This is a genomic window from Agrobacterium sp. SORGH_AS 787, assembly GCF_030819035.1.
GTDB classification, from domain to species: domain Bacteria; phylum Pseudomonadota; class Alphaproteobacteria; order Rhizobiales; family Rhizobiaceae; genus Agrobacterium; species Agrobacterium larrymoorei_B.
The window spans coordinates 1-20,079 of sequence record NZ_JAUTBG010000003.1 but is presented as its reverse complement, the minus strand read 5'-3'; the positions used below and the strand labels follow the sequence as shown (position 1 = coordinate 20,079).

The following is a 20,079-nucleotide window of genomic DNA, read 5'->3' as shown; positions in this document are numbered from 1 at the left end:
GCGGACATTGAGATGCGGAACCGGTGGGCTCCGCATCTGACACTTGCATGATGAGCAGAGAGGAGCATTACCGAATCATCGATGCGTGAAATCATGTGGGTTGCAGAGCGGGCACCTGCTGGCATGTTCAATGCACGCCAGACGCCGCAAAACGTAACACGAACCTCGAGACCGTGTCTGAAGCGACCATCAAAACGGGTAAGTCCAAGGTTCTGACCACCGAAATCGCCATCCTCGCCACCAACAAACTCTTCGAGCTTGCCGGCACCCGTTCGACGCTTGCCGAGCATGGCCTCGACCGTCATTGGCGCACCGCCCGTGTCCATACGCTGCATGATCCGGTCAGGTGGAAATACTTCCATGTTGGAAACTACTATCTGAACGGCGCGCACCCTCCGCGTCATGCCTGGAATTGAGGTTGCCTCAATGACGACGACTGACCGGAAATTGCATCGCGAAGCTGCCCTGACCTCTGGAAAGCCCGCGCCGCATATTCCGCCGCGCCGGGCCAAGGCCCACATTATCAAGGATGATGCCGAGGCTGTTGCCGTTGCCCGGGAACTTGCACGCGAGTTTGCCGCCGGGTCGGCGCAGCGAGACAGGGAGCGGCGCCTGCCGCTTGCCGAGATTGAACGGTTCTCGCAAAGCGGCTTGTGGGCCATCACCGTGCCGAAGGACTATGGCGGTGCCGGCGTTTCCACCGTCACACTCGCCGAAGTGACTGCGATCATTTCTGCTGCCGATGGTAGTATCGGGCAAATTCCGCAGAACCATTTCTACATGGTCGAAGCCTTGCGGCTGGCTGGTAGCGAGGATCAGAAGCAACATTATTTCGCGCGGGTCCTTGAAGGAGACCGGCTGGGCAATGCCTTTACCGAAATCGGCACGAAAACGCCGGTGGACTACAAGACCCGTTTTGCGGAGCGGGATGGCAGGCTGTTGCTGAACGGGCAGAAGTTCTACTCCACCGGCTCGCTCTTTGCCCATATCGTCGTCGCGGTGGCCAAAGGGCCGGACGAGCGAGTGAACATCGTCTTCATCGATCGGGCAACGGCTGGCCTTTCCCTGGTCGATGACTGGACGTCGTTTGGTCAACGCACGACAGGAAGCGGCACCGTCACCTTCGATGATGTCGAAATCGCACCTTCTCAGGTTGTGGACCATGACCTCGTGTTTGAGCGGCCAACCGCTATGGGACCTTTCGCGCAGATTATCCATGCTGCCGTGCAAGTGGGTATCGCACGCGGCGCACTGGCCGAGACAATTTCTTATGTTCGTGCCCATGCACGTCCGTTCTTCGAGTTGAGCATTGAGCATGGTTATGAGGACCCGCACACCATCCATGCCGTCGGGGATGTCGCTATCCGCGTGCATGCCGCTGATGCGCTTCTTGCAAGAGCCGGTCGCACTCTCGATGACGCGCGTGCGGGACCAGACGAAAAAACGGTGGCGGCGGCGTCAATCGCTGTGGCGGAGGTCAAGTCGCTTGGTACTGAGGTCGCTCAACTGGCGTCAACGAAGCTCATCGAGCTCGGCGGCGCTCGATCCACGCTGGAAAGCTACGGGCTCGACCGCTATTGGCGCAATGCTAGAACGCATTCGCTGCACGATCCCGTCCGGTGGAAATATCATCATATCGGTAACTTCTACCTAAACGGCGTGCTGCCGCCACGGCACGGCGCTATCTAACCGGTAACATCGCCGTCATTACATGGCTTACGCAATGATCGAGCGCAGTTTCGCGGCGAATGCCAGCCTCCGGTTTCACTCTTGTCATTTTCCAACGCGCGACGGCAGTCATCGATTGTCGGGCGATCAATCAACGCCGTCAGGAAACAGAGACCATGACGTATCAACCAGATTTAAGCCGCTATGAAGACGCCAACTTCCGCCGTGTCGGCCGCAGCGGCCTGAAACTACCGGCGATTTCCTTTGGTCTATGGCACAATTTCGGCGATACGACCCCACTGGAAACGCAACGCTCCATTCTTCACAAGGCATTCGATCTTGGGATCACCCATTTCGATCTTGCCAATAATTATGGGCCGCCGGCTGGTAGCGCTGAAGTGAATTTCGGACGAACCCTCAAACAGGATTTTGCGGCTTATCGCGATGAGCTGATCGTTTCCACCAAGGCTGGCTGGGACATGTGGCCCGGTCCCTATGGGCGTGGCGGCGGCTCAAAAAAGGCATTGCTTTCGAGCCTCGATCAAAGCTTGACCCGTCCGGGACTGGACTATGTCGATATTTTTTATTCCCATCGTTTCGATGCGGAAACTCCGCTTGAAGAGACGGCCGATGCGCTGTCACAGGCCGTTCGCCAGGGCAAGGCGCTTTATGTCGGCGTGTCATCCTATTCGGGTGCGAAGGCGCGCGAAATCGCGGCGCTTTTGAAGCAACGTGGGGTGCCGCTTCTCATCAACCAGCCTGCCTACAACCTCTTCAACCGCTGGGTGGAAAAGGATCTCCTGGATGCGACGGATGAGGTCGGGGCGGGCGTGATTGCCTTCACACCACTGGCTCAGGGGCTGTTGACCAACAAGTATCTGGATGGTGTGCCTCAGGATGCACGAGTCAATCGCCCCGGTGGCGATTTTCTGCGCCCTGAGCACCTGAAGCCTGAGAATATCGAACGCGCTCGGGCTCTAATCGAGATTGCCCGAAATCGCGGTCAGTCATTGGCACAGCTTGCGATCGCCTGGGTGCTGCGCGACCCGAGGGTGACGTCCGCGCTGATCGGCGCCAGTTCCGCCAGACAGGTCGAAGAAAACGTTGCCGCGCTCAAGAACCCATATTTCACGGCGGACGAATTGGCGGAAATCGATCGCTACGCCGTCGAGGGTGGGATCAATTTGTGGGAGAAGCCATCGCACGACGAAGCAGTCTGACACAGTTTAATCTTCACCGTGATCGCTCCCGTGCTTCCCCGGGGCGATCACAGGCGATTGTCTGTGCGCTTTTAATGAAAGCGTTTCGGTAGATCAGCCGCCATATTCAATGATTTCCAGCCCGGCGTTATAGTCGGTGGCATAGATCAAGCCTTCAGCATCGACAAACACATCTGCCGACTGTATGACCTTCGGCCGTCCAGGGCGGCGATCCGTCATCGTCGTCGGCCCGGCCGGGACCAGCGCGCCGGTTTCAACAGGGCGATAAGGGTCGGAGATATCGAATGCGCGGATGCCTGCATTCTGCCATGTGGCGAAGATCAGCGTTTCCGAGACAAACGAGCCCGGCCGGTTTTCATGCAGGTTATGGGGTCCGAAATGGCCGCCCTTCTTTGCGTAATCGATCTCGTTCGGGATCGGGAAAGTCGAGATGCTGACCGGATTTTCCGGTACGCGAATGTCGAAAATCCAGGTATGCTTTCGCCCGTCTTCCTCATTATCCAGCACGGCCTCGTCGGCAACCACCAGTAGGTCGCGTCCCGGCAGGGGCAGCGGTGAGTGAGTTCCGCCGCCATAGGGCGGTGACCAGTTGCGATGGGCGATGAGTTTGGGGGTCGAGTGATCGCTGATGTCCAACAGCGTCAGTCCACCATCACGCCAGCAGGCATAGGCGGTGTCGCCATGCACCAGCGCGTGATGCAGGGCGTATCGTTTTCCGTCTCCCCATGAGGGTTTTTCACCTGCTGCCGTGTTCATACCCGGTAGCCACCAACGGCCCAGAAGCTGCGGCTTCGTGGGATCGGCAAGATCAATGGTGACGAAAATATAGTCGGAGAAACCGTCCAGCAGCGCGGAAGCATAGGCATGGCGCCCACCCACATACCACAGGCGGTGGAAACCTATGCCCTCGACATCCAGCTGACCGATCTTTCTCGGTTTATCGGGCGTCGATATGTCGAACACGCTCATGCCGGCAGTCCAGACCCGTTCCCTTTTTTCAGCCGCCACCGTCTCCCCGACCGATTTCGTGTAATAGGCCTTTTCATCGGTAAAGGACTGCACATCGGCGAAAAGATCGAGCGCGTTGATCACCAGCAGCAGGTCGTCATGGGTCTGCAGGTGAATGTTCCAGGTGTTTGCAGGAGCCTGCACGTAATTGACGGTCTTTGGATGTTTGGCGTCACGCACATCGATAATCGAAAACCCTTGGGACCAGGGATGCGCGACATAAGCGTAACCGTGATGAACCATCAATTGCAGGCCATCGCCCCGGCCGCCGATATCGCTGTGGCCGATGAGTTTCATGTTGCGGGCGAAATCGGGTGTCGGAAGGTCAGGGGCGGCCATGATGTTCTCTCACGTTGCTATCAATAAGCCGCTGCCAAGGGGCAGCGGCGCTAAGTGGTGAATGGGTTCAGTGTTGGACCGCAGGAATCCACGCAGCACTTGCGGCGTCGCTCTTCAGAAATGCCGGAAACTTCTTCTGGAGATCCTCTATGGAGCCGATGCCGTTCTTGACCAGATCGTCGCGGGTAATAAGGGTTGGCTGCAACAAAACCGACCGCCCGGGAGACTGGCCAGCGACCGAGAGCGAAACGGCGCGGACAGAGACTTCGCCGACAACAGCGGCGTTGGTGGCGGCGGTAGCGACCCAGGCGCTATCCGGCTCGGTGATGAGCTGGATATCCGCCGTCGAAATATCGACGCCATAAATCTTCACTTGCTGCGATAGGCCGAGTTCGTCAATGGCAAGCTTTGCCCCCTTCGCGAATTCGTCCCATGGCGTGAAGATAACGGAAATGTCCGGGTTGGCGCGCAGGACTGCTTTCGTCTGATCGGCGACTGAGGCCGGAACTGTGTCGTTGACGATGCCCCAGACGGCTTTCTCCTTCAGATTGTACTTGGCCACGAATTCTTTCCACACGGCGTAGCGCCGGTCCAAGGGCGCAAAGCCGGCCACATAGACGGCGCCACCGACAAAGCCCACCCCCTTGTCTTTCACGGCCTGGTCGAGCACCAGCCTTGCCATGTCCTTGTCGCTCTGCTCGATCTGCGGGATTTGCGGGTTGTCGAGGTCCACGTCATAGGCAACGACCTTGATACCCTTATCGAGGGCCTTTTGCGCCACGTCCTTCAGGACTTCCGGGCGGCCATTGTTGATGATGATGCCGTCGACACCAAGATTGATGGCCTGCTCGACGAGGTTTCGCTGCGTGTCATTGTCGTTGCGAGCTTGAGAAACGGTGAGCTTGATGCCAAGTGTGTCGGCTTGTCGCTTCACCCCGGCCTCGAAGGCTTGCAGCCAGTCGCCGCTGCCGAGGAAGCTGACGACGGCAATGTTGACTGTCCTCTTGTCGAAGGGTGCGGGTGCGCCTTCTATGCCCGCGGCAAAGGCGCTGTTAGAAATGAGGGCGAGCGACATCACAGCCGCAGCCAGTTTTTTGACGGTCTTGAACATGGTTTCACTTCTCTTCTAGGATATTGAATGGTCAAATTTTTGCGCGGGCCACGCCGTAAGTCAGTGCCAATGCGCCGACAAGAACGGCCCCCTTGATGAAGTCCTGGGTGTAATAAGGTGCGTTGAGCATGGTGAGGCCGTTGAGCAGCACGCCGACGAAGACGGCGCCGACCAACGTGCCGAGGACGTTAGGTCGGCGCAGGGCCAGAACCGCAAAACCGATCAGCGCGGCCCGCAACCGAATCCATCAGCAGCGACGCTCCGGAAGAGACGTCTCCCCGGCCGACGCGTGCGGCGACGATGATGCCGCCGAGCGCCGCAAGCGTGCCGGAAAGTACGTAAGCGAAGGTCTTGATCCGGTCGACATTGGCGCCGGCAAGGCGTGCTGCCGTTTCATTGCCACCGGTGGCGTAGATCAGGCGGCCCAATCTCGTTTTTTCGGTAAGGATGAACAGGACAAGAGCGACGATTGCCATCAGGATGACAGGGAGGGGAACGATGCCGAACATACTGGAACGTCCGATGGTCAGAAAGGCCGGATCGTATTTGCCGCTCGCCGTCGAGCCGTCTGGTAGGATCAGGCCGACGGAAATCGAGCGGCCAGCCGTCGGGATGAGCTGGAGGCCGGTTAGCAGGAACATGGTAGCGAGCGTCGCAAGCAGGTCTGGCACTTTGAGCCTGACGATGAGGAAAGCGTTCGCGAGGCCAACAAGAGCGCCGAAGGCGAGCACCAGCGGCACCGTCTGCCAGGCATTCAGTCCAAGCACGATCATGGCATAGCTGGCGGCCATCACGCTGGAGGCCGCTACTGCCCCGACCGACAGGTCAAAGCCGTTGATGGCCAGAGTAACGCTGACGCCTGCGCCGATGATGGCGACGACGGAGACCGCCTGCAGGATGCTCATGAGGTTGTTGATGTTGATGAAGGCAGGCTGCGCGAGCGAAAAGCCGACGATCATCGCCGCGAGCAGCAGAAAGACCGCACCGCGCCTTATCGCGTTTCGCAGCGTTTCCAACGACGGCGCTTCTTTTGACTGTGCGGGAACATCCCGGGTGCTCTCGACCATCAGGCAGGCTCCTTGTGACGGTTTGATATGTCGGCGTCGATGTTTTGTTCGATCAGAGTGTGGCCATCCATTACGACAACGCGATCTGCGACTTCGTATGCCTCTTCCGGATCGGACGTGGCGATCAGCGTAGCGCGCCCGCTATGGTTTCGGATCGCGGCAATGATATCCTGCCGTGCGCCGACATCGACGCCCTGGAAAGGCTCGTCCAGCAAGAGCAGGCGACTGGGCTCCGCTTCCCAGCGACCGATCACGACCTTCTGCTGATTGCCGCCCGAGAGCGACCAGACAGATGCCTCGGCAGATTGCGCCTTGATCGACAAACGCTGGATCGCCTTCCGACCCTCTTCCTTCTCCCGGTTGGAAAACAGAAAAGCGGAAGGATACCATTTGCTCAGATGCGGCAGACTGATCGTCGCCGCAATGCTTTCACCTGGCCAGTCCGCATGGATGAAGGAGGATTTGTGGCGGTCTTCGGCAGCCATCACCACGCCGGCGGCGATTGCTTGAGCAGGGCTGGTTGGTGCGTAGGCTTGTCCATCCAGTGAAGCCTGTCCGCGGTAAAAAGAGCCAAGGCCGAAGAGGGTGGACAGAAGACGGCTTTTGCCCGCGCCGATAACGCCGGTAATGGCGACCACTTCTCCCTCGTCGACGGCTAGAGAAAAGGGTGCGCTATCCGGCATAAGGCCGACGCTTTCCAGACTCAGGACGGTCTTATCGAAATCGCGCCGCCGGTGCGGCCGCGCCGCGTTCAGAAAGCGCCCGATCATGGTTTCAATCGCGGCGCTGAAATCGATTGGCCGGCGGAACGAGCCGACATTGCGTCCACCCCGAAGGATTTCGACCCGGTCTGCCAACGCCTCAAGATCGGCAGTTCTGTGCGAAATATATAGAACGCCAATCTGGCGCGCCTTCAGGCCGCGCACGAGATCGTAAAGGCGCGCCGATTCCCGAGCAGACAAGCTGGCGGTGGGCTCGTCCAGAATGATCAGCCGGGCTTTATTCGTCAAGGCGCGGGCAATGGCGACCTGCTGCCGGTCGGCTGCGCTCAATGTTTCAAAGTCGCGGTCCAGCGGTAGCTCGAAGCCGGTTTCGGACAGAATGGCCGCAGCCCGCCGTCTAACCGATTTTTTCGATAGGAAAAAGGGCTGGCGCCCGTCGACAAAATGGTTGAGAAGAAGTGCGTCGGCGACCGTCAGACCCGGAATGCCGATGACATTCGTCGATTGATGAACGGTGACTATTCCCTCTGATGCGGCATCTGCTGCGCTCTGTGGTGAAAACGGCTTGCCCTGCCATGTCATCGTTCCGCCATCTGGCCGGCAGAGCCCTGACAGAATTCTAACGAGTGTAGATTTTCCAGCACCATTCGCGCCCATAAGCGCGACAACTTCACCAGCCTCAATCGAGAGATGGGCATCGCTAAGGGCTTGAGTGGAGCCAAAGGCATGCGAGATATTTCGAACGTCTAGGAGGGGCATGAATAGAAATCCATTCTGTCATGCTCCACTTCCGTAATGGTTCTTCAGTTGTAAACAAGAATGACGCTTCTATAGTATCGCTGAAGCATGGAATAATTTTCCTTCTTCGAGAGTCGGACGGCAAGCTCCTGATATTTATTGACTTTCGCGACGTCGGTTTGGAGGCGTCACCGGCCTTGAAACCCGTAAACGTCTCCCGCCCCCGGTTTGGCAAAACCTCTTCCACCTGGGCCCCCTGAAGGCAAAGAAAACTCCTTATCCAAGTCGAAATAGCAATTTTAACCCATTAGTTCGTCGACGAGCGCGATCGCATAGTCCTCCAACGAGATGCTGCTTCCGTTCGCGTTGGTCAGGAGCTGGTCCTTGCCAAGACGGAAAGTCCCGGTGCGCTCGCCGGCGGTGAAGACCGCCGTCGGCGACAGGAACGTCCAGTCGAGGTCATCTTCCGCACGCAGCTTGTCCAGGAAATCGATGCCGCCCTGAGCTTCGTCGCGATACGCTGCCGGGAAATCGGGCGTGTCGATCACACGCTATCCGGGCGCAACCTCCAGGCTACCCGCGCCACCGACGACGAGATAGCGACGCACGCCGGACGCCTTCACCCCGCCGATCAGCTTGTCGGCATCGCTGGCGGCGAAGTGGACCGAGCTGATGACGGCATCATGGCCGCGCAGGGCATCGGTCAGCACCGACTGGTCGTGCAGATCGGCAGCGACCGCACGAACGCCTTCGCCAGCGGTAATCCGCGCAGGGTCCCGGGCTATGGCGGTGACCGTGTGACCACGGTTTACGAGTTCGGCGAGGATGCGCGAGCCGGCATTGCCTGAGGCACCGATAAGAGCGACGTTCATCGGCCTGTTTCTTTCCTGTACTGATTATGCTGCGACGGTTAGCCTGGAGAGCGCATCTAACAGGCGGTTTCCGCCTGCATACAGCGCTTCGCCGCTGATGAGATGCGAGCGCCCGTCCACATCGACGACAAGCTGGGGCACGCCGCGTATCCCGAGCGCGCTCATGTCGCGCTGCGTCTGGGCGATCCGGTCGTCGGTCAGCATGTGCAGCCTTGCATCGCGCAAAAGTCGGTCCGCCAGCGCATCGGCGCCGAGCGTGATACCTGCGTCGTTTGCCACCGTCGCTGCGACACGGGCCACGACCTCCGCCTTGGCGGTGTCCTCGCCGCGAACGTAGCGGGCGATCTGGGCGTCGTGCAGGAAGCGTGCTTCGAGGGCACGGTCCTGCTCACCAAGTGCGACTAGGGTTCTGGTCAGCGCGGTGGAGTCGAACACTCCATCAGCCGCCAGCAGGACGTTCCGGTGATAGTCCTCAGTGAATTGCTGGCCGGTCAACTCCATGATCCACCGATCGTTGCGCCACGCATGATCGGCCATGGTCGACACGGGGCGGGGCGCGGTGAACAGCCCGGATGGCATCATCGTGATCCGGTCGCCGGCACGCTCGGCAAGCGCGGCGAGCGCAGGTGCGCTGGCATAGCACCACCCGCACAACGGATCGAAGAAGTAGCGGAAACGCATGGTGTAGATGGTCATGATTACCTCCACACTCAAGATTTTTGGGCGAGACGGGCGGCGAATGTCGCGACCCGCTCACCAAGGATGCGAGCGGTTTCCAGATCGCCGGCGAACGGTGCCTGTTCGGGCGACGAGTCCGAGGGCGAAATCGCGTAAGCCCCGCCGAAGCCGCCAGCCCAATTGGTATCCTCGTTCGTGCTGGCCAGCTTGTTCGAGGGCAGCAGGCCCGGCCCGACCCAGAGCTGTCCGTGCTGCTGTGACAGCGTCCAGAAATAGGTCATGGTCGAGAACTTGTCGCCGTTAAGCGACGCCGAGTTGGTGAAGCCTGCCGCCAGCTTGTCCTTCCACGACTGACCAAACCATGTCTTCGAGCTGGCATCGGCGAAGCGTTTGAACTGCCACGGCACGCCGCCCATGTAGGTCGGGCTGCCGTAGATGATCGCATCGGCCGAACCGATCGCCTCCAGCGTCTCCGTTGGTACCTCACCATCCTGCGGGATGCGGACGATTAGTGCTTCGGTACCGGCACCTTCCACCCCGCGTTGGACAGCTTCGGCCTGGCGGGCGGTGTGGCCGTAGCCGCTGAAGTATACGATCGCGATTTTGGTCATGGTCTGCTCCTTGGCGCGGCTTCGGCCGCTTTGTTGGTTAGGAGATAGGCCGGAGATTACGCTGGATAAATCCGTGCAAGCTGGATAGACTGTCAGTCTGGATTGCACAATGAGAACATGACTGACGCGCCCAACCTAAACCGGCTCCGTTACTTCACTGCCACCGTCGATGCCGGCTCTTTCACCCGCGCAGCCGAGCGTTTGGGGGTGGCGAAGACCGTCGTCAGCCATCAAGTCGCGCGATTGGAGGAAGAGCTACGGGTGACGCTGCTGAAGCGCACGACGCGGAAGCTCCATCTCACCGAGGCAGGACGCCGGTTCCACGAACGCGCGAGCGTAATCCTGCGCGACGCTGACGACGCGTTCGGCGAGGCCGCGCTGGGGTTGGAGACGCCAACCGGGACGCTGACCGTCACCGCACCCAGCGACTACGGCCGGACGGTGGTCGCACCCGCCATCGCCGAGTTCCTGTCGCGCTTCCCCGGCCTCCGTGCCGACGTGACATTCGACGATGCCATCGTCGACCTGATCGATACCGAGGTCGAGGTCGCAATCCGGCTGGGGTGGTTGGCCGACAGCGGTTTGCAGATGCGCAGGCTGGGGAGTTTCCGACAGCTGCTGGTCTGTACCCCGGCATTGGCGGCGCGAGCGACGCGACTGACAAACCCGCACGAGCTTCGAGATATGTCGTGGATCGGAAACCGGTTGCTGCGTCATCCGCTCGACTGGACGTTTACGAACGACGGAGTCGACGATCGCGTGGTCGGGCAGCCGACAATCATGGCGGACAAAACACCGGCGGCCCATGCCTGCGTCTTGGCTGGCGGCGGTCTGTCGGTGCTGCCAGACTTTGTGGTGGCTTCCGACATTGCAGCAGGCCGACTAGTTCACCTGATGCCCGCATGGTCATTGCCCGAAGGGGGTATATACGCCGTCTATCCCGAAGCACGCTTCCGCTCGGCACGCGTACGGCATTTCGTCGATCTGCTGCGCGACATGGAGTATCGTCGATCACACAGGGATGCACCTCTGGTGAGATAGGTGTCACAACCTGCTGGTTGTGAAGCCACCTCCCTGAAGTCGGCTCTTTGCGGGTTTCGAGGTATCGCAAACCCGCGCCCTAATGCTTGCCGGGGCCGGGCCTGGACAACACCAGCCATAAGCGAAGACCTTACTTTTCCTGGAAACCCTATCATCAAGCGTGTCCTCGAGAAGATGAGGGCGAGATCGGTACTCCATCTCCCGCACGTCGTGGCCGTCGAGATATATGAGGTCGAAGGCGTAGAGAACGGCGTCAGACTCGCCCTTGCCAGCCGTCTTGCTGGAAGCGCCGAGCGACTTCTGTAGCAAGCCAAAGTCAGGCCGGCCTTCCTCATCAAGCACCACCGCCTCGCCATCGATGATCATCGTCGCCGGCCCGAGCGCTCGGGCCGCCTGTTCGATCGTTGGAAATCGATGCGTCCAGTCATGGCCACCGCGTGTGAGGATTCGCACACGTTTCGGTTCAATATGGACAGCTAGGCGATAGCCGTCCCATTTCAGCTCCCACCTCCACTGATCACCTTTTGGCGGATGTGCTTTCAGTTGCGCTAGCGCCGGCTCGACGCGTTCAGGCATCGGATCAAACGGAAGCTGTGGCTGCGCGGGATTTCGCTTCCGATGCGGCTTCGAGCGGATCGGGGCCTCAGTCTCACGAAGAAGCGGCTTAGATCTCGGGGGGGGGGGTCGTCATGGCGGCAGTTCAACAGAAAACCTTAAGAATACTCTGCTGACCGATGTGCACCCTCCGATATACATTCCCGCGCAAACCAGGGATGCCGCTGCAAAAAAATTCTTTCATCTTTAGTTGTTTGATTCGGCAGAGAATATTTCTCTATCCTTACATTAGGACGGATTTCCGAACGTTAGCCCGGCTTGACTCTTGTGCCGGGCATGAACAAAAAGTGAACAAATAGGTTGAACGACATGACGTCGATCCTTGAACACGATCTTGAAGGGAGCCGTGAACGATGACTGCTGCCCGAGAGAGGTTGATCTCCGATCTGCGCGAGCGCATCGCCTCGATGCAGGGCGCGCCGAGCAGACGTGCCGGCTGTCTTCCCTTCGGCGCGCTGGAGATCGATGCGGTCTTGCCGGGCGGGGATCCTATGGGGCACTTCATGAGTTCGCAGGCGGAGGTTCTGGCACCGTCGATGGCGCGGCCGCCGCGCTCTTCGTTGCCGGAATAGCGGCCCGGACAAAGGGCCAGATGGCATGGTGTTTGACAAGGCCCGACCTCTTCATGCCGGCGCTGGCGCAAGTCGGCCTTCATCCTGACCGGGTCGTATTCGTTGAGGGACACAAGGAGGAGGACGTCCTGGCGAGCATGGAGGAGTGCCTCTCATTTGGGGGCCTTGGCGTTGTCGTCGGCGAACTGGTGCGGTTGCCGATGACGGCGTCGCGGCGTCTCCAGCTTGTCGCTGAAAAGACAAGAACCATGGCCATCGCCGTCCGACGCTGGCGACGGCAAACGGAGGCGAACGATTTCGGGCAACCGGCGGCCTCGACCACCAGATGGCCGGTCAGCGTGATGCCGTCGGAAGAACTGCCGGTTCCGGGGGTGGGGAGTGCACAATGGTTTCTGGAATTAATGCGCGTGAAAGTGGGTGAGTGTGCTGAGTTTCTCGTGAGAGCGTGTGATGACAAGGGTCGTATCCATCTATCTTCCCGATCTGCCGACGGATCGAATACGGCGCGCGGATCCCTCCATTCCGCCTGAACAGGCCATTGCCGTGATCGCCAAGTCGGGGTCGAAGCGCTGGGTCTCTGCCGCCGATGCAGCCGCCGGGAAAGCGGGCGTGAGAGCAGGGATGCCGGCCGCGAAAGCACAGGCGATCTTCCGCGACTTGATGATGGTCGAGGCCGACCCTGCGGCCGACGCCGCTGCCCTTGAACGGATCACCCTTTGGGCATTGACCGTCTATTCGCCGATCGTGGCCATCGACGGGATCGACGGCATCGTGATAGATACCGAGGGCGCCGATCACCTGCAGGGCGGAGAGCTGCCAATGGCGACAACAATCGTTAACCAGTTTTTAGGCAGGAAGCTCAATGCCCGCGTTGCTGTGGCAGACACTTGCGGTGCGGCGCGTGCCTGCGCGCGGGCGATCAACAGAGAGACCGTCATTGTCCCGAGGGGCGGGACGCTTCAGGCGGTCGAGAGGCTTCCGCTTTCTCTGTTGCGACTTCCGGAAAAGATCGTCGCCGACTTGAGGACCCTGGGCTTCCAGACGATCGGTTTGGCGGCTCTACGGTTTTACGATCTGGCGGTTTTCAGGCGCTACATTCCCTCGGCCAGCGTCCATAGGGCGCGATTGAAGCCAACATTCTGATCGATGCCGTTAATGGTGCGGGTCCGGCTGCGGCGTATAAGGGTCGTATTTCAACGCCGCATGCAATCGCGCAATCCATCAGATCTAAGCCTGCGGTCGAGTTGTGATTTAACGATATAAAGATATCGTTATATGATGTTGACTGACGGCTTACCCTTCAATATGGTCATGGTGCCTAAGGTTCTCCGGTCGTTGCGCGCAACGTGCCGGAGCTAAGAGGGAAGTCGGTGCTCCGTGTCATTCGGAAATGCCGACGCTGCCCCCGCAACTGTAAGCGGCGAGCTGAAGTCCAGTATGTCACTGGTTTACCCGGGAAGACGGACGGAAGTGATGAACCGTGAGCCAGGAGACCTGCCTTTGGCGAAGTAACGTCCACGGGCGGGGTGTCCCAGTGTGCCGTAGCAAAGGCTGCGCTGTAGCGGCCTGTCTTGCTATGCGTCCGCAGACCCATGCCCCCAGCTTTAAAGGGGCACAACATGTCTCAGACCTGCAGTTTCACAATCACGAGCGTACCCTTCGACGAGGACTACCGCCCTTCGGAGCATACGCGCATCACCACCAATTTCGCCAATCTGGCCATGGGCGAAAAGAGGCAGGAGAACCTGCGCAATGTCTTACGGATGATCGATAGCCGTTTCAACGCCCTTGCGTATTGGGATAATCCCAAATCGGACCGGTATTCAGTCGAACTAGAGATCATTTCGGTCGAAATATGCCTCGATTTTAAAGGCGAGAAATTTCCTCTCATCGAGATACTGAAGACGACGATCATCGATCACAAGACCGGCGAACGTATCGACGGCATTGTGGGGAATAACTTCTCCTCCTATGTGCGGGACTACGACTTCAGCGTCGTGCTGCCGGCGTATAACAAGAGCCTTCCTGCCTTCAGTACTCCGGCCGATTTCGGCGACCTGCATGGGAACCTGTTCAAGTCCTTTCTGCAGTCGGATGCCTACCGGTCGCACTTTCGCAAGCCGCCGGTCATTTGCATCAGTGCCTCGACCAGCAAGACCTATCACCGGACCGAAAATCATCACCCAGTCGTGGGCGTCGAGTACCGGCAGCATGAGCTCTCGTCCACCGATCAGTATTTCGGGAAAATGGGATTGGAGGTTCGCCACTTCATGCCTCCGGGCAGCGTTGCGCCGCTGGCCTTCTATTTTGTTGGTGACCTGCTGGGGGATTATTCCAATATCGAGCTCATCGGCATCGTCAGCACGATGGAAACGTTTCAGAAGATTTATCGCCCTGAGATCTACAATGCTAATGCAGCGGCCGGGACGTTTTACCAGCCCGATCTGAAGCACCAGGATTATTCGCTGACCCGGATCGTCTACGACCGCGAAGAACGCAATCGCCTAGCGGTGGATCAGGGCAGATTCACCGAAAAACATTTCATCAAGCCATACCGCGCCGTCCTTGAGCAATTGTTTGCCCAGTGCGCCGCCTGATCAACACTTATAAGAGGTCCTTATTGTGAAGACACTTTTCCCCACATCGACAGCCGGCAGCCTGCCGAAACCCTCCTGGCTTGCGGAGCCCAAGAAACTGTGGTCGCCCTGGAAACTGGAGGATGAGGAATTGCTGGAGGGCAAAAGAGACGCCCTGCGCCTGTCACTTTACGATCAACAACAGGCCGGCATCGATATCGTCAGTGATGGCGAGCAAACTCGCCAGCATTTCGTTACGACATTCATCGAGCATCTCGAAGGGGTCGATTTCGAGAAACGCGAAACCGTCAGAATTCGCGATCGCTACGATGCGAGCGTTCCGACAGTCGTCTCGAGCGTCTCTCGCCAGAAGCCAGTTTTCGTCGAAGACGCCAGGTTTTTGCGTCAGCAGACCAAACAACCCATCAAATGGGCTTTGCCGGGTCCAATGACGATGATCGATACGCTGTTTGACGGCCATTATAAGAGCCGTGAAAAGCTTGCCTGGGAATTTGCCGGGATACTGAACGAGGAAGCAAGGGAACTGGAGGCTGTCGGCGTCGATATCATCCAGTTCGATGAACCTGCGTTCAATGTTTTCTTTGACGAGGTGAATGACTGGGGTGTTGCGACTTTGGAAAGGGCAATTGAAGGGCTGAAATGCGAGACCGCCGTCCACATTTGCTACGGTTACGGCATTAAGGCCAATACGGATTGGAAAAAGACCCTCGGTTCAGAATGGCGTCAGTATGAGGAAACTCTCCCCAAATTGCAGAAATCCAGCATCGGAATGATCTCTCTCGAATGCCACAACTCTTATGTCCCCATGGATCTTCTGGAGCTTGTCCGAGGGAAGAAAGTGATGGTTGGAGCCATAGATGTCGCCAGCGATACCATCGAAACCCCGGAAGAGGTCGCTGCAACGCTGCGCAAGGCGCTTCAATTTGTCGACGCCGATAACCTTTGCCCCTGTACTAATTGCGGCATGGTCCCTCTGTCTCGTCGTGTGGCAAGAGGCAAGCTGAGTGCCTTGAGTGCAGGAGCTGAGATCCTCCGGAGAGAGCTCGCTGGCTAGTTTTCCGATAGTCTGAACCAACGGATGGCGGCGTCCCGTCGCCACCGTACCCACCGCTCAAACCGATCCAAAAGACTTCGTGCAATAAGGCTTCAACATCAACGGAGAGGTCGCCGCGTTGCGAGGCATCGTTTGATGGGTTGAACTTCTGGAGCGGCGGAGTTGCGGAAACTGAGCCCATCGGAAAAAAGAATAGACGCCCGAAATCCGGCGGCATATCGCCTCAAGCGGGTCTAAGAATTCCGTATGCTATTCGATCTCCCAGATACCGATACACTCTATGCCGCTCTCCTTGCACGGAATGAAAGTTTCGACGGGCAGGTCTTCGTGTGTGTTTCATCTACAGGTGTTTTTTGCCGCCTGACGTGCCCCGCACGAAAGCCAAAGCGCGAGAACTGCGCATTTTATCCGACGATTAGACAATGCGTTGAGGCCGGCTTTCGCCCCTGTAAGCGCTGCCATCCTCTTCAGGCGGCTGCGCTTGCAGATCCTACAATTGCAGCACTTCTAAGTGCTCTGGACTCGCGGCCTGATCTCCGTTGGTCTGAAGACCATGTGATCAAGCTTGGTTACGACCCCTCAACGGTGCGGCGAAGCTTCAAAAGGCAGTTCGGAATGACATTCCTCGAAATGGCGCGTCAACGGCGGCTCCGAGAAGGATTCGAGACGTTGGCTGTCGGCGGGAAAGTGGTTACGGCCCAGCATGAGGCCAGCTTTGAATCCGCCAGCGCGTTTCGCGCCGCTTTTGCTCGCCTTCTCGGCCAATCTCCCTCTGATTTGCGATCCGATAAGTTGCTGCGCGCAACATGGATACCGACGCCGCTCGGCGACATGATCGCGGTCAGCAGCCGAAGCCATCTTCATCTTCTGGAATTCTTGGATCGAAAAGGCCTTCCAGCAGAGCTTAAGAAGCTACAGAAGACCTCCAGAGAGGGTATCGGTATCGGCAGGATGCCTCCTTCAGAGCAAGCTGCCGCAGAACTCACTGAGTACTTCGCGGCTCGTTCTGACAGGTTTTTGACGCCACTTTCGGCGCCTGCAAGCGCATTTACTCAGCAAGTTTGGGATGCTTTGCGCGAGATCCCCGCTGGTGAAACGAGAAGCTACTCTGAAATTGCTCGCCAGATCGGCCATCCGACGGCAACTCGGGCGGTGGCCCGTGCCAATGGTGCCAATCAAATCGCTCTTATGATTCCTTGTCACAGAGTCATCGGGGCAGATGGCTCCCTGACCGGATATGGCGGTGGGCTATGGCGCAAACAGCGGCTGATAGAAATCGAACGACAACTCAAAACGATAAGTAAGGAAACCTCTGCGTGATATCCCAGATCGAAAAGGCTCGACAATTCCGAAGCTTTCACGTGCCTTACAGCCCACTCTTCCTCTATAACATCTGGGATGCTGGCAGCGCCAAGGCCGTGGAAAGCGCTGGTTCAAAAGCCGTGGCGACCAGCAGTTGGTCCGTAGCTGCGGCTCACGGTTATGAGGATGGCGAGCAGCTTCCTCTCGATGAAATGTTGGCAACCGTTGCGAAGATTGCAAGATCGGTCGAGTTACCAGTTACCGTCGATTTTGAGGGTGGGTACGCTGCCGATCCTGAAACGGTTGGGCAGAACGTTCGCAGATTGCTGGAGCTCGGCGTTGTCGGCTTTAATTTTGAGGACCAGATCGTAGATGGCCCGGGTCTTTATAGTGTTGAAGATCAGGTCTCTCGGATACGTGCCGCTCGTCGAGCTGCTGACTCCTTAGGTTTTCCAGCGTTCATCAATGCCCGGACCGACGTCTTTTTAAAGGCTGATCGGGCAGTAGCGCAGGCTGATTTGGTCGAGGAGGCTCTTGCTCGCGAGCCGCAGGGAATGCGCTTACCGAGGGGGAATCAAGCAATCCCGTAAAGCGGGGCTTTGCCCGTGGCCAATGTGGTGCGTTAACGATCATCCATGCGGTTAAGCGTATCCGAAGCCGCCTGGCGCCCTGCGGTTCCGCTCGCATTTGCCAAGGTTGCGTCGAGGACCGCGCCAGTTCGACTTTGCCACGTGACATAACCAATATTGCAAAGCTTGTCAGGGAAGCCTGCCCGCGCGCCTTCTCGTAAAGCCTGGCATCCAGGTACCTGGTTGATGCGTATGTTGCGTCGTCTGGCCTCTGCCGGCTGCAGCTGTCTGCGCAGCAACCGCCTTCTCTTCACCGGGCGCAGGTCACGACGTGCGCGAGGACGATGGTCGCCAGCCACGCGGACCCCTGAACAAGTATTCCGGGCAGCTCTCCCACTACCTTCCCGCTCGCCGACCGCGCCGCCATCAGATTGCAAGGCCCAGTTTCGGCAGAACACGACCGCCTCTGTCCGAGGCGGGGTCGGCGATACCCGATTGAGGAGCCTGTGTCTCGGCCAAAAGCAGGCACAAAGCCTCATCCAGTGCAAGCCTCTGCGTGTCGGGCGATCCCATTCGACGAAGGGAGACGGTTCTCTCTGCCGCCTCGCGCCGGCCGAGCGCCAGGATCATGGGAACCTTTGCGAGGCTGTGCTCGCGTACCTTATAGGGGATCTTCTCGTTGCGGAGGTCAGGTTCGACGCGGACGCCGCGCGCGTGCAGTTGCGCGACGACTTCCCGGGCGTAGTCGTCCGCATCGGACGTAATACTCGCAACGACGGCCTGGACCGGGGCAAGCCAAAGCGGCAGCTTGCCCGCATAGTTCTCGATCAGGATGCCGGTAAAGCGTTCAAGCGAACCGAACATCGCGCGGTGCAGCATGACCGGCGTAACCTTTTCGCCGTCGGTATTGATATAGAATGCGCCGAAGCGCTCCGGCAGGTTGAAGTCGACCTGAAGTATCCGTTTTGATCAATTGGTTTTTGGGGTCCATTTTTGCTGCTTACGCAGGAGTGCGTTTGCGAGGACTACGAGCTTTCGCATGATCGCAGTGATGGCGACTTTGGGTGGCTTTCCAGCTTTTCGCAAAGCGTCGTATTTTGCCTTGAGATCCGGATTGAAGCGGGTAGCGACCAGCGCCGGCATATAGAGCGCCTGCCGGACGATGGCACAGCCGCCGACGATGAAGGCGCGTCCGGTCCATCGCCCGGATTGCCTGTCGCTCGGCGCAAGACCTGCAAGCTTGCCAACGGCCTTCTCATCGAGTTCACCCAGTTCTGGCATTTCGATAAGAAGGGTAAAGGCTGTGATCTTTGAAAGACCGGGTATGGACCAGGATGTTAAAGCGCGCCGTGAGGCTTTCGTCGATTGCAATCTGGTCGGTGATGGCCTGCTCGACCTGGGCGAGCTGCGCTTCGATCTGCTTCAGGCGGGCAGCATTGTGCCGTTTGAGGAGCGGCTGAGTGATGTTTCTGCCCCGGTTCTTCGCAGCCGTTCTGTCCTTCACCAGCGCCAGGCGTGCGGCATGCAACTCCTTGAGTTCAGCAAAAGAAATGGCATCCGGTGACAAGAGACGCGGGTTCAGCAGCATGCCGAATTGCGCCAGTATCTAGGCATCCGCACGATCTGTCTTGGCCAGTTTTCCGATCGCCTCGGCAAACCGACGCGCCTGGCGCGGATTGACCTTGGAAACGGGCAGTTTCCGAGTGAGCATGAAGTGTTCGAAAGCCCTGTGATAGGCACCGGTCGGTTCATAGACAAGACGCGCGACAGGCGTGTTGCCGATCCAGCCGAGGATGGCTTCAAAACCCTTGCCATCGTTGCTCACGCGCAGCCTGTCACCATCTGGCAATCGGTACAGATCGATATGGTCTTTCGAGATATCGGCACCAATGGTAAGCTCAGTCATCTTTTCCGTCTCCCATGCTTGTCATCCGAGCTAAAAGCTCAGCTATCCGTTCAGGACGATTGGAAAAGATGGGGGTGATCAAACTTTAGTTCGGCCCGGCATTCAAAATGGTGGCCCGCGTGTCTTCGATCCATCCCCCATCGCCGGCAAGGGCCGCTACCCGAGCCGGCGCTTCTTTTTTCTCACAAGAAGCAAGGATTGTCATAAGACAAGCGTGCCGCACTGCCAGTCGCGGCCGATGGCATCGCGCAGCACATATTCGAGCTTGGGACCGTAGAAGGCGCCTTCACCTTCATTGATGGTGTAGTGGCGACCCAGTTTGTCGAGCGCTGCTTTCAGCGATTGCTCGGACCGATCCCAGGATTGATCCGATCCGATGCGATGCTCTG

Annotated in this window: 13 protein-coding genes, 8 pseudogenes and 1 riboswitch; of the genes and pseudogenes, 10 read left to right on the top strand and 11 right to left on the bottom strand. The window is 58.4% G+C overall.

Annotated features, from left to right (window positions below):
- Window positions 1-155: 155 nt before the first annotated feature.
- The 3 genes and pseudogenes from QE435_RS23560 to mgrA form a co-directional block, all read left to right on the top strand.
- Window positions 156-416, top strand: a pseudogene (locus QE435_RS23560) (SfnB family sulfur acquisition oxidoreductase); the annotation flags it as partial.
- A gap of 10 nt (window positions 417-426) precedes the next feature.
- Entirely contained in the window at window positions 427-1,689 is a 1,263-nt protein-coding gene (locus QE435_RS23555) for an SfnB family sulfur acquisition oxidoreductase (protein ID WP_349042957.1), read from the top strand.
- Between the two features lie 155 nt (window positions 1,690-1,844).
- Window positions 1,845-2,888: an L-glyceraldehyde 3-phosphate reductase gene (gene mgrA, locus QE435_RS23550; RefSeq protein WP_349042956.1), complete on the top strand. Its 1,044-nt coding sequence runs from the start codon at window positions 1,845-1,847 to the stop codon at window positions 2,886-2,888.
- A 93-nt stretch (window positions 2,889-2,981) separates the two neighbouring features.
- On the opposite strand, the gene QE435_RS23545 is transcribed toward mgrA, so the two are convergent.
- The 7 genes and pseudogenes from QE435_RS23545 to QE435_RS23515 form a co-directional block, all read right to left on the bottom strand.
- Window positions 2,982-4,235: a hypothetical protein gene (locus QE435_RS23545; protein ID WP_349042955.1), complete on the bottom strand. Its 1,254-nt coding sequence runs from the start codon at window positions 4,233-4,235 to the stop codon at window positions 2,982-2,984.
- Window positions 4,236-4,302: 67 nt separating this feature from the next.
- A complete protein-coding gene (locus tag QE435_RS23540; protein WP_349042954.1) occupies window positions 4,303-5,346 on the bottom strand; it encodes a substrate-binding domain-containing protein in 1,044 nt (347 codons plus the stop codon).
- Window positions 5,347-5,377: 31 nt separating this feature from the next.
- Window positions 5,378-6,413 (bottom strand): annotated as a pseudogene (locus QE435_RS23535) (ABC transporter permease).
- Complete coding sequence (locus QE435_RS23530) at window positions 6,413-7,894, bottom strand: sugar ABC transporter ATP-binding protein (RefSeq protein ID WP_349042953.1); 1,482 nt, start codon at window positions 7,892-7,894, stop codon at window positions 6,413-6,415. The pseudogene QE435_RS23535 and the gene QE435_RS23530 overlap by 1 nt, the downstream one beginning before the upstream one ends.
- Window positions 7,895-8,172: 278 nt before the next feature.
- A pseudogene (locus QE435_RS23525) lies at window positions 8,173-8,745 on the bottom strand (NAD(P)-dependent oxidoreductase).
- Between the two features lie 24 nt (window positions 8,746-8,769).
- Entirely contained in the window at window positions 8,770-9,441 is a 672-nt protein-coding gene (locus QE435_RS23520) for a DsbA family protein (RefSeq protein ID WP_349042952.1), read from the bottom strand.
- A 14-nt stretch (window positions 9,442-9,455) separates the two neighbouring features.
- Window positions 9,456-10,034 (bottom strand): flavodoxin family protein, encoded by a 579-nt coding sequence (locus QE435_RS23515; RefSeq protein WP_349042951.1) that lies wholly within the window; start codon window positions 10,032-10,034, stop codon window positions 9,456-9,458.
- A gap of 117 nt (window positions 10,035-10,151) precedes the next feature.
- Here QE435_RS23515 and QE435_RS23510 point away from each other — a divergent pair, with 117 nt between their 5' ends.
- The gene (locus QE435_RS23510) at window positions 10,152-11,075 is read left to right on the top strand and encodes a LysR family transcriptional regulator (protein WP_349042950.1); all 924 of its coding nucleotides are present in this window, start codon (window positions 10,152-10,154) and stop codon (window positions 11,073-11,075) included.
- Window positions 11,076-11,231: 156 nt separating this feature from the next.
- On the opposite strand, the pseudogene QE435_RS23505 reads toward QE435_RS23510, so the two are convergent.
- Window positions 11,232-11,711, bottom strand: a pseudogene (locus tag QE435_RS23505) (ATP-dependent DNA ligase); the annotation flags it as partial.
- Between the two features lie 332 nt (window positions 11,712-12,043).
- Here QE435_RS23505 and QE435_RS23500 point away from each other — a divergent pair.
- The 6 genes and pseudogenes from QE435_RS23500 (at window position 12,044) to QE435_RS23475 (ending at window position 17,805) form a co-directional block, all read left to right on the top strand.
- Window positions 12,044-12,792: pseudogene (locus QE435_RS23500) on the top strand (ImuA family protein).
- Window positions 12,713-13,312 (top strand): annotated as a pseudogene (locus QE435_RS23495) (DNA polymerase Y family protein); the annotation flags it as partial. The pseudogenes QE435_RS23500 and QE435_RS23495, both read left to right, overlap by 80 nt.
- Before the next feature lie 254 nt (window positions 13,313-13,566).
- Window positions 13,567-13,779, top strand: a riboswitch (cobalamin riboswitch).
- A gap of 102 nt (window positions 13,780-13,881) precedes the next feature.
- A complete protein-coding gene (locus QE435_RS23490) occupies window positions 13,882-14,859 on the top strand; it encodes a DUF1852 domain-containing protein (RefSeq protein WP_349042949.1) in 978 nt (325 codons plus the stop codon).
- 25 nt (window positions 14,860-14,884) lie between these two features.
- Window positions 14,885-15,913 carry a methionine synthase gene (locus tag QE435_RS23485; protein ID WP_349042948.1) on the top strand — a complete coding sequence of 343 codons (1,029 nt, stop codon included), beginning with the start codon at window positions 14,885-14,887 and terminating at the stop codon, window positions 15,911-15,913.
- Window positions 15,914-16,159: 246 nt separating this feature from the next.
- Window positions 16,160-17,233: a trifunctional transcriptional activator/DNA repair protein Ada/methylated-DNA--[protein]-cysteine S-methyltransferase gene (locus QE435_RS23480; protein ID WP_349042947.1), complete on the top strand. Its 1,074-nt coding sequence runs from the start codon at window positions 16,160-16,162 to the stop codon at window positions 17,231-17,233.
- The gene (locus tag QE435_RS23475; protein ID WP_349042946.1) at window positions 17,230-17,805 is read left to right on the top strand and encodes an isocitrate lyase/phosphoenolpyruvate mutase family protein; all 576 of its coding nucleotides are present in this window, start codon (window positions 17,230-17,232) and stop codon (window positions 17,803-17,805) included. The genes QE435_RS23480 and QE435_RS23475 overlap by 4 nt, the downstream gene beginning before the upstream one ends.
- 405 nt (window positions 17,806-18,210) lie before the next feature.
- On the opposite strand, the pseudogene QE435_RS23470 reads toward QE435_RS23475, so the two are convergent.
- The 3 genes and pseudogenes from QE435_RS23470 to QE435_RS23460 form a co-directional block, all read right to left on the bottom strand.
- Window positions 18,211-18,738, bottom strand: a pseudogene (locus tag QE435_RS23470) (His/Gly/Thr/Pro-type tRNA ligase C-terminal domain-containing protein); the annotation flags it as partial.
- 15 nt (window positions 18,739-18,753) lie between these two features.
- Window positions 18,754-19,690, bottom strand: a pseudogene (locus tag QE435_RS23465) (IS110 family transposase).
- Window positions 19,691-19,891: 201 nt separating this feature from the next.
- Window positions 19,892-20,079, bottom strand: a 188-nt coding sequence (locus tag QE435_RS23460; protein WP_349042945.1) for a hypothetical protein, incomplete at its 5' end; no start/stop codon positions are given.

Bases quoted from the DNA above. Each gene is read 5' to 3' on its own strand.
- QE435_RS23555 (WP_349042957.1), top strand. From the start codon at position 427: ATGACGACGACTGACCGGAAATTGCATCGCGAAGCTGCCCTGACCTCT.
- mgrA (WP_349042956.1), top strand. From the start codon at position 1,845: ATGACGTATCAACCAGATTTAAGCCGCTATGAAGACGCCAACTTCCGC.
- QE435_RS23545 (WP_349042955.1), bottom strand. From the start codon at position 4,235: ATGGCCGCCCCTGACCTTCCGACACCCGATTTCGCCCGCAACATGAAA.
- QE435_RS23540 (WP_349042954.1), bottom strand. From the start codon at position 5,346: ATGTTCAAGACCGTCAAAAAACTGGCTGCGGCTGTGATGTCGCTCGCC.
- QE435_RS23530 (WP_349042953.1), bottom strand. From the start codon at position 7,894: ATGCCCCTCCTAGACGTTCGAAATATCTCGCATGCCTTTGGCTCCACT.
- QE435_RS23520 (WP_349042952.1), bottom strand. From the start codon at position 9,441: ATGACCATCTACACCATGCGTTTCCGCTACTTCTTCGATCCGTTGTGC.
- QE435_RS23515 (WP_349042951.1), bottom strand. From the start codon at position 10,034: ATGACCAAAATCGCGATCGTATACTTCAGCGGCTACGGCCACACCGCC.
- QE435_RS23510 (WP_349042950.1), top strand. From the start codon at position 10,152: ATGACTGACGCGCCCAACCTAAACCGGCTCCGTTACTTCACTGCCACC.
- QE435_RS23490 (WP_349042949.1), top strand. From the start codon at position 13,882: ATGTCTCAGACCTGCAGTTTCACAATCACGAGCGTACCCTTCGACGAG.
- QE435_RS23480 (WP_349042947.1), top strand. From the start codon at position 16,160: ATGCTATTCGATCTCCCAGATACCGATACACTCTATGCCGCTCTCCTT.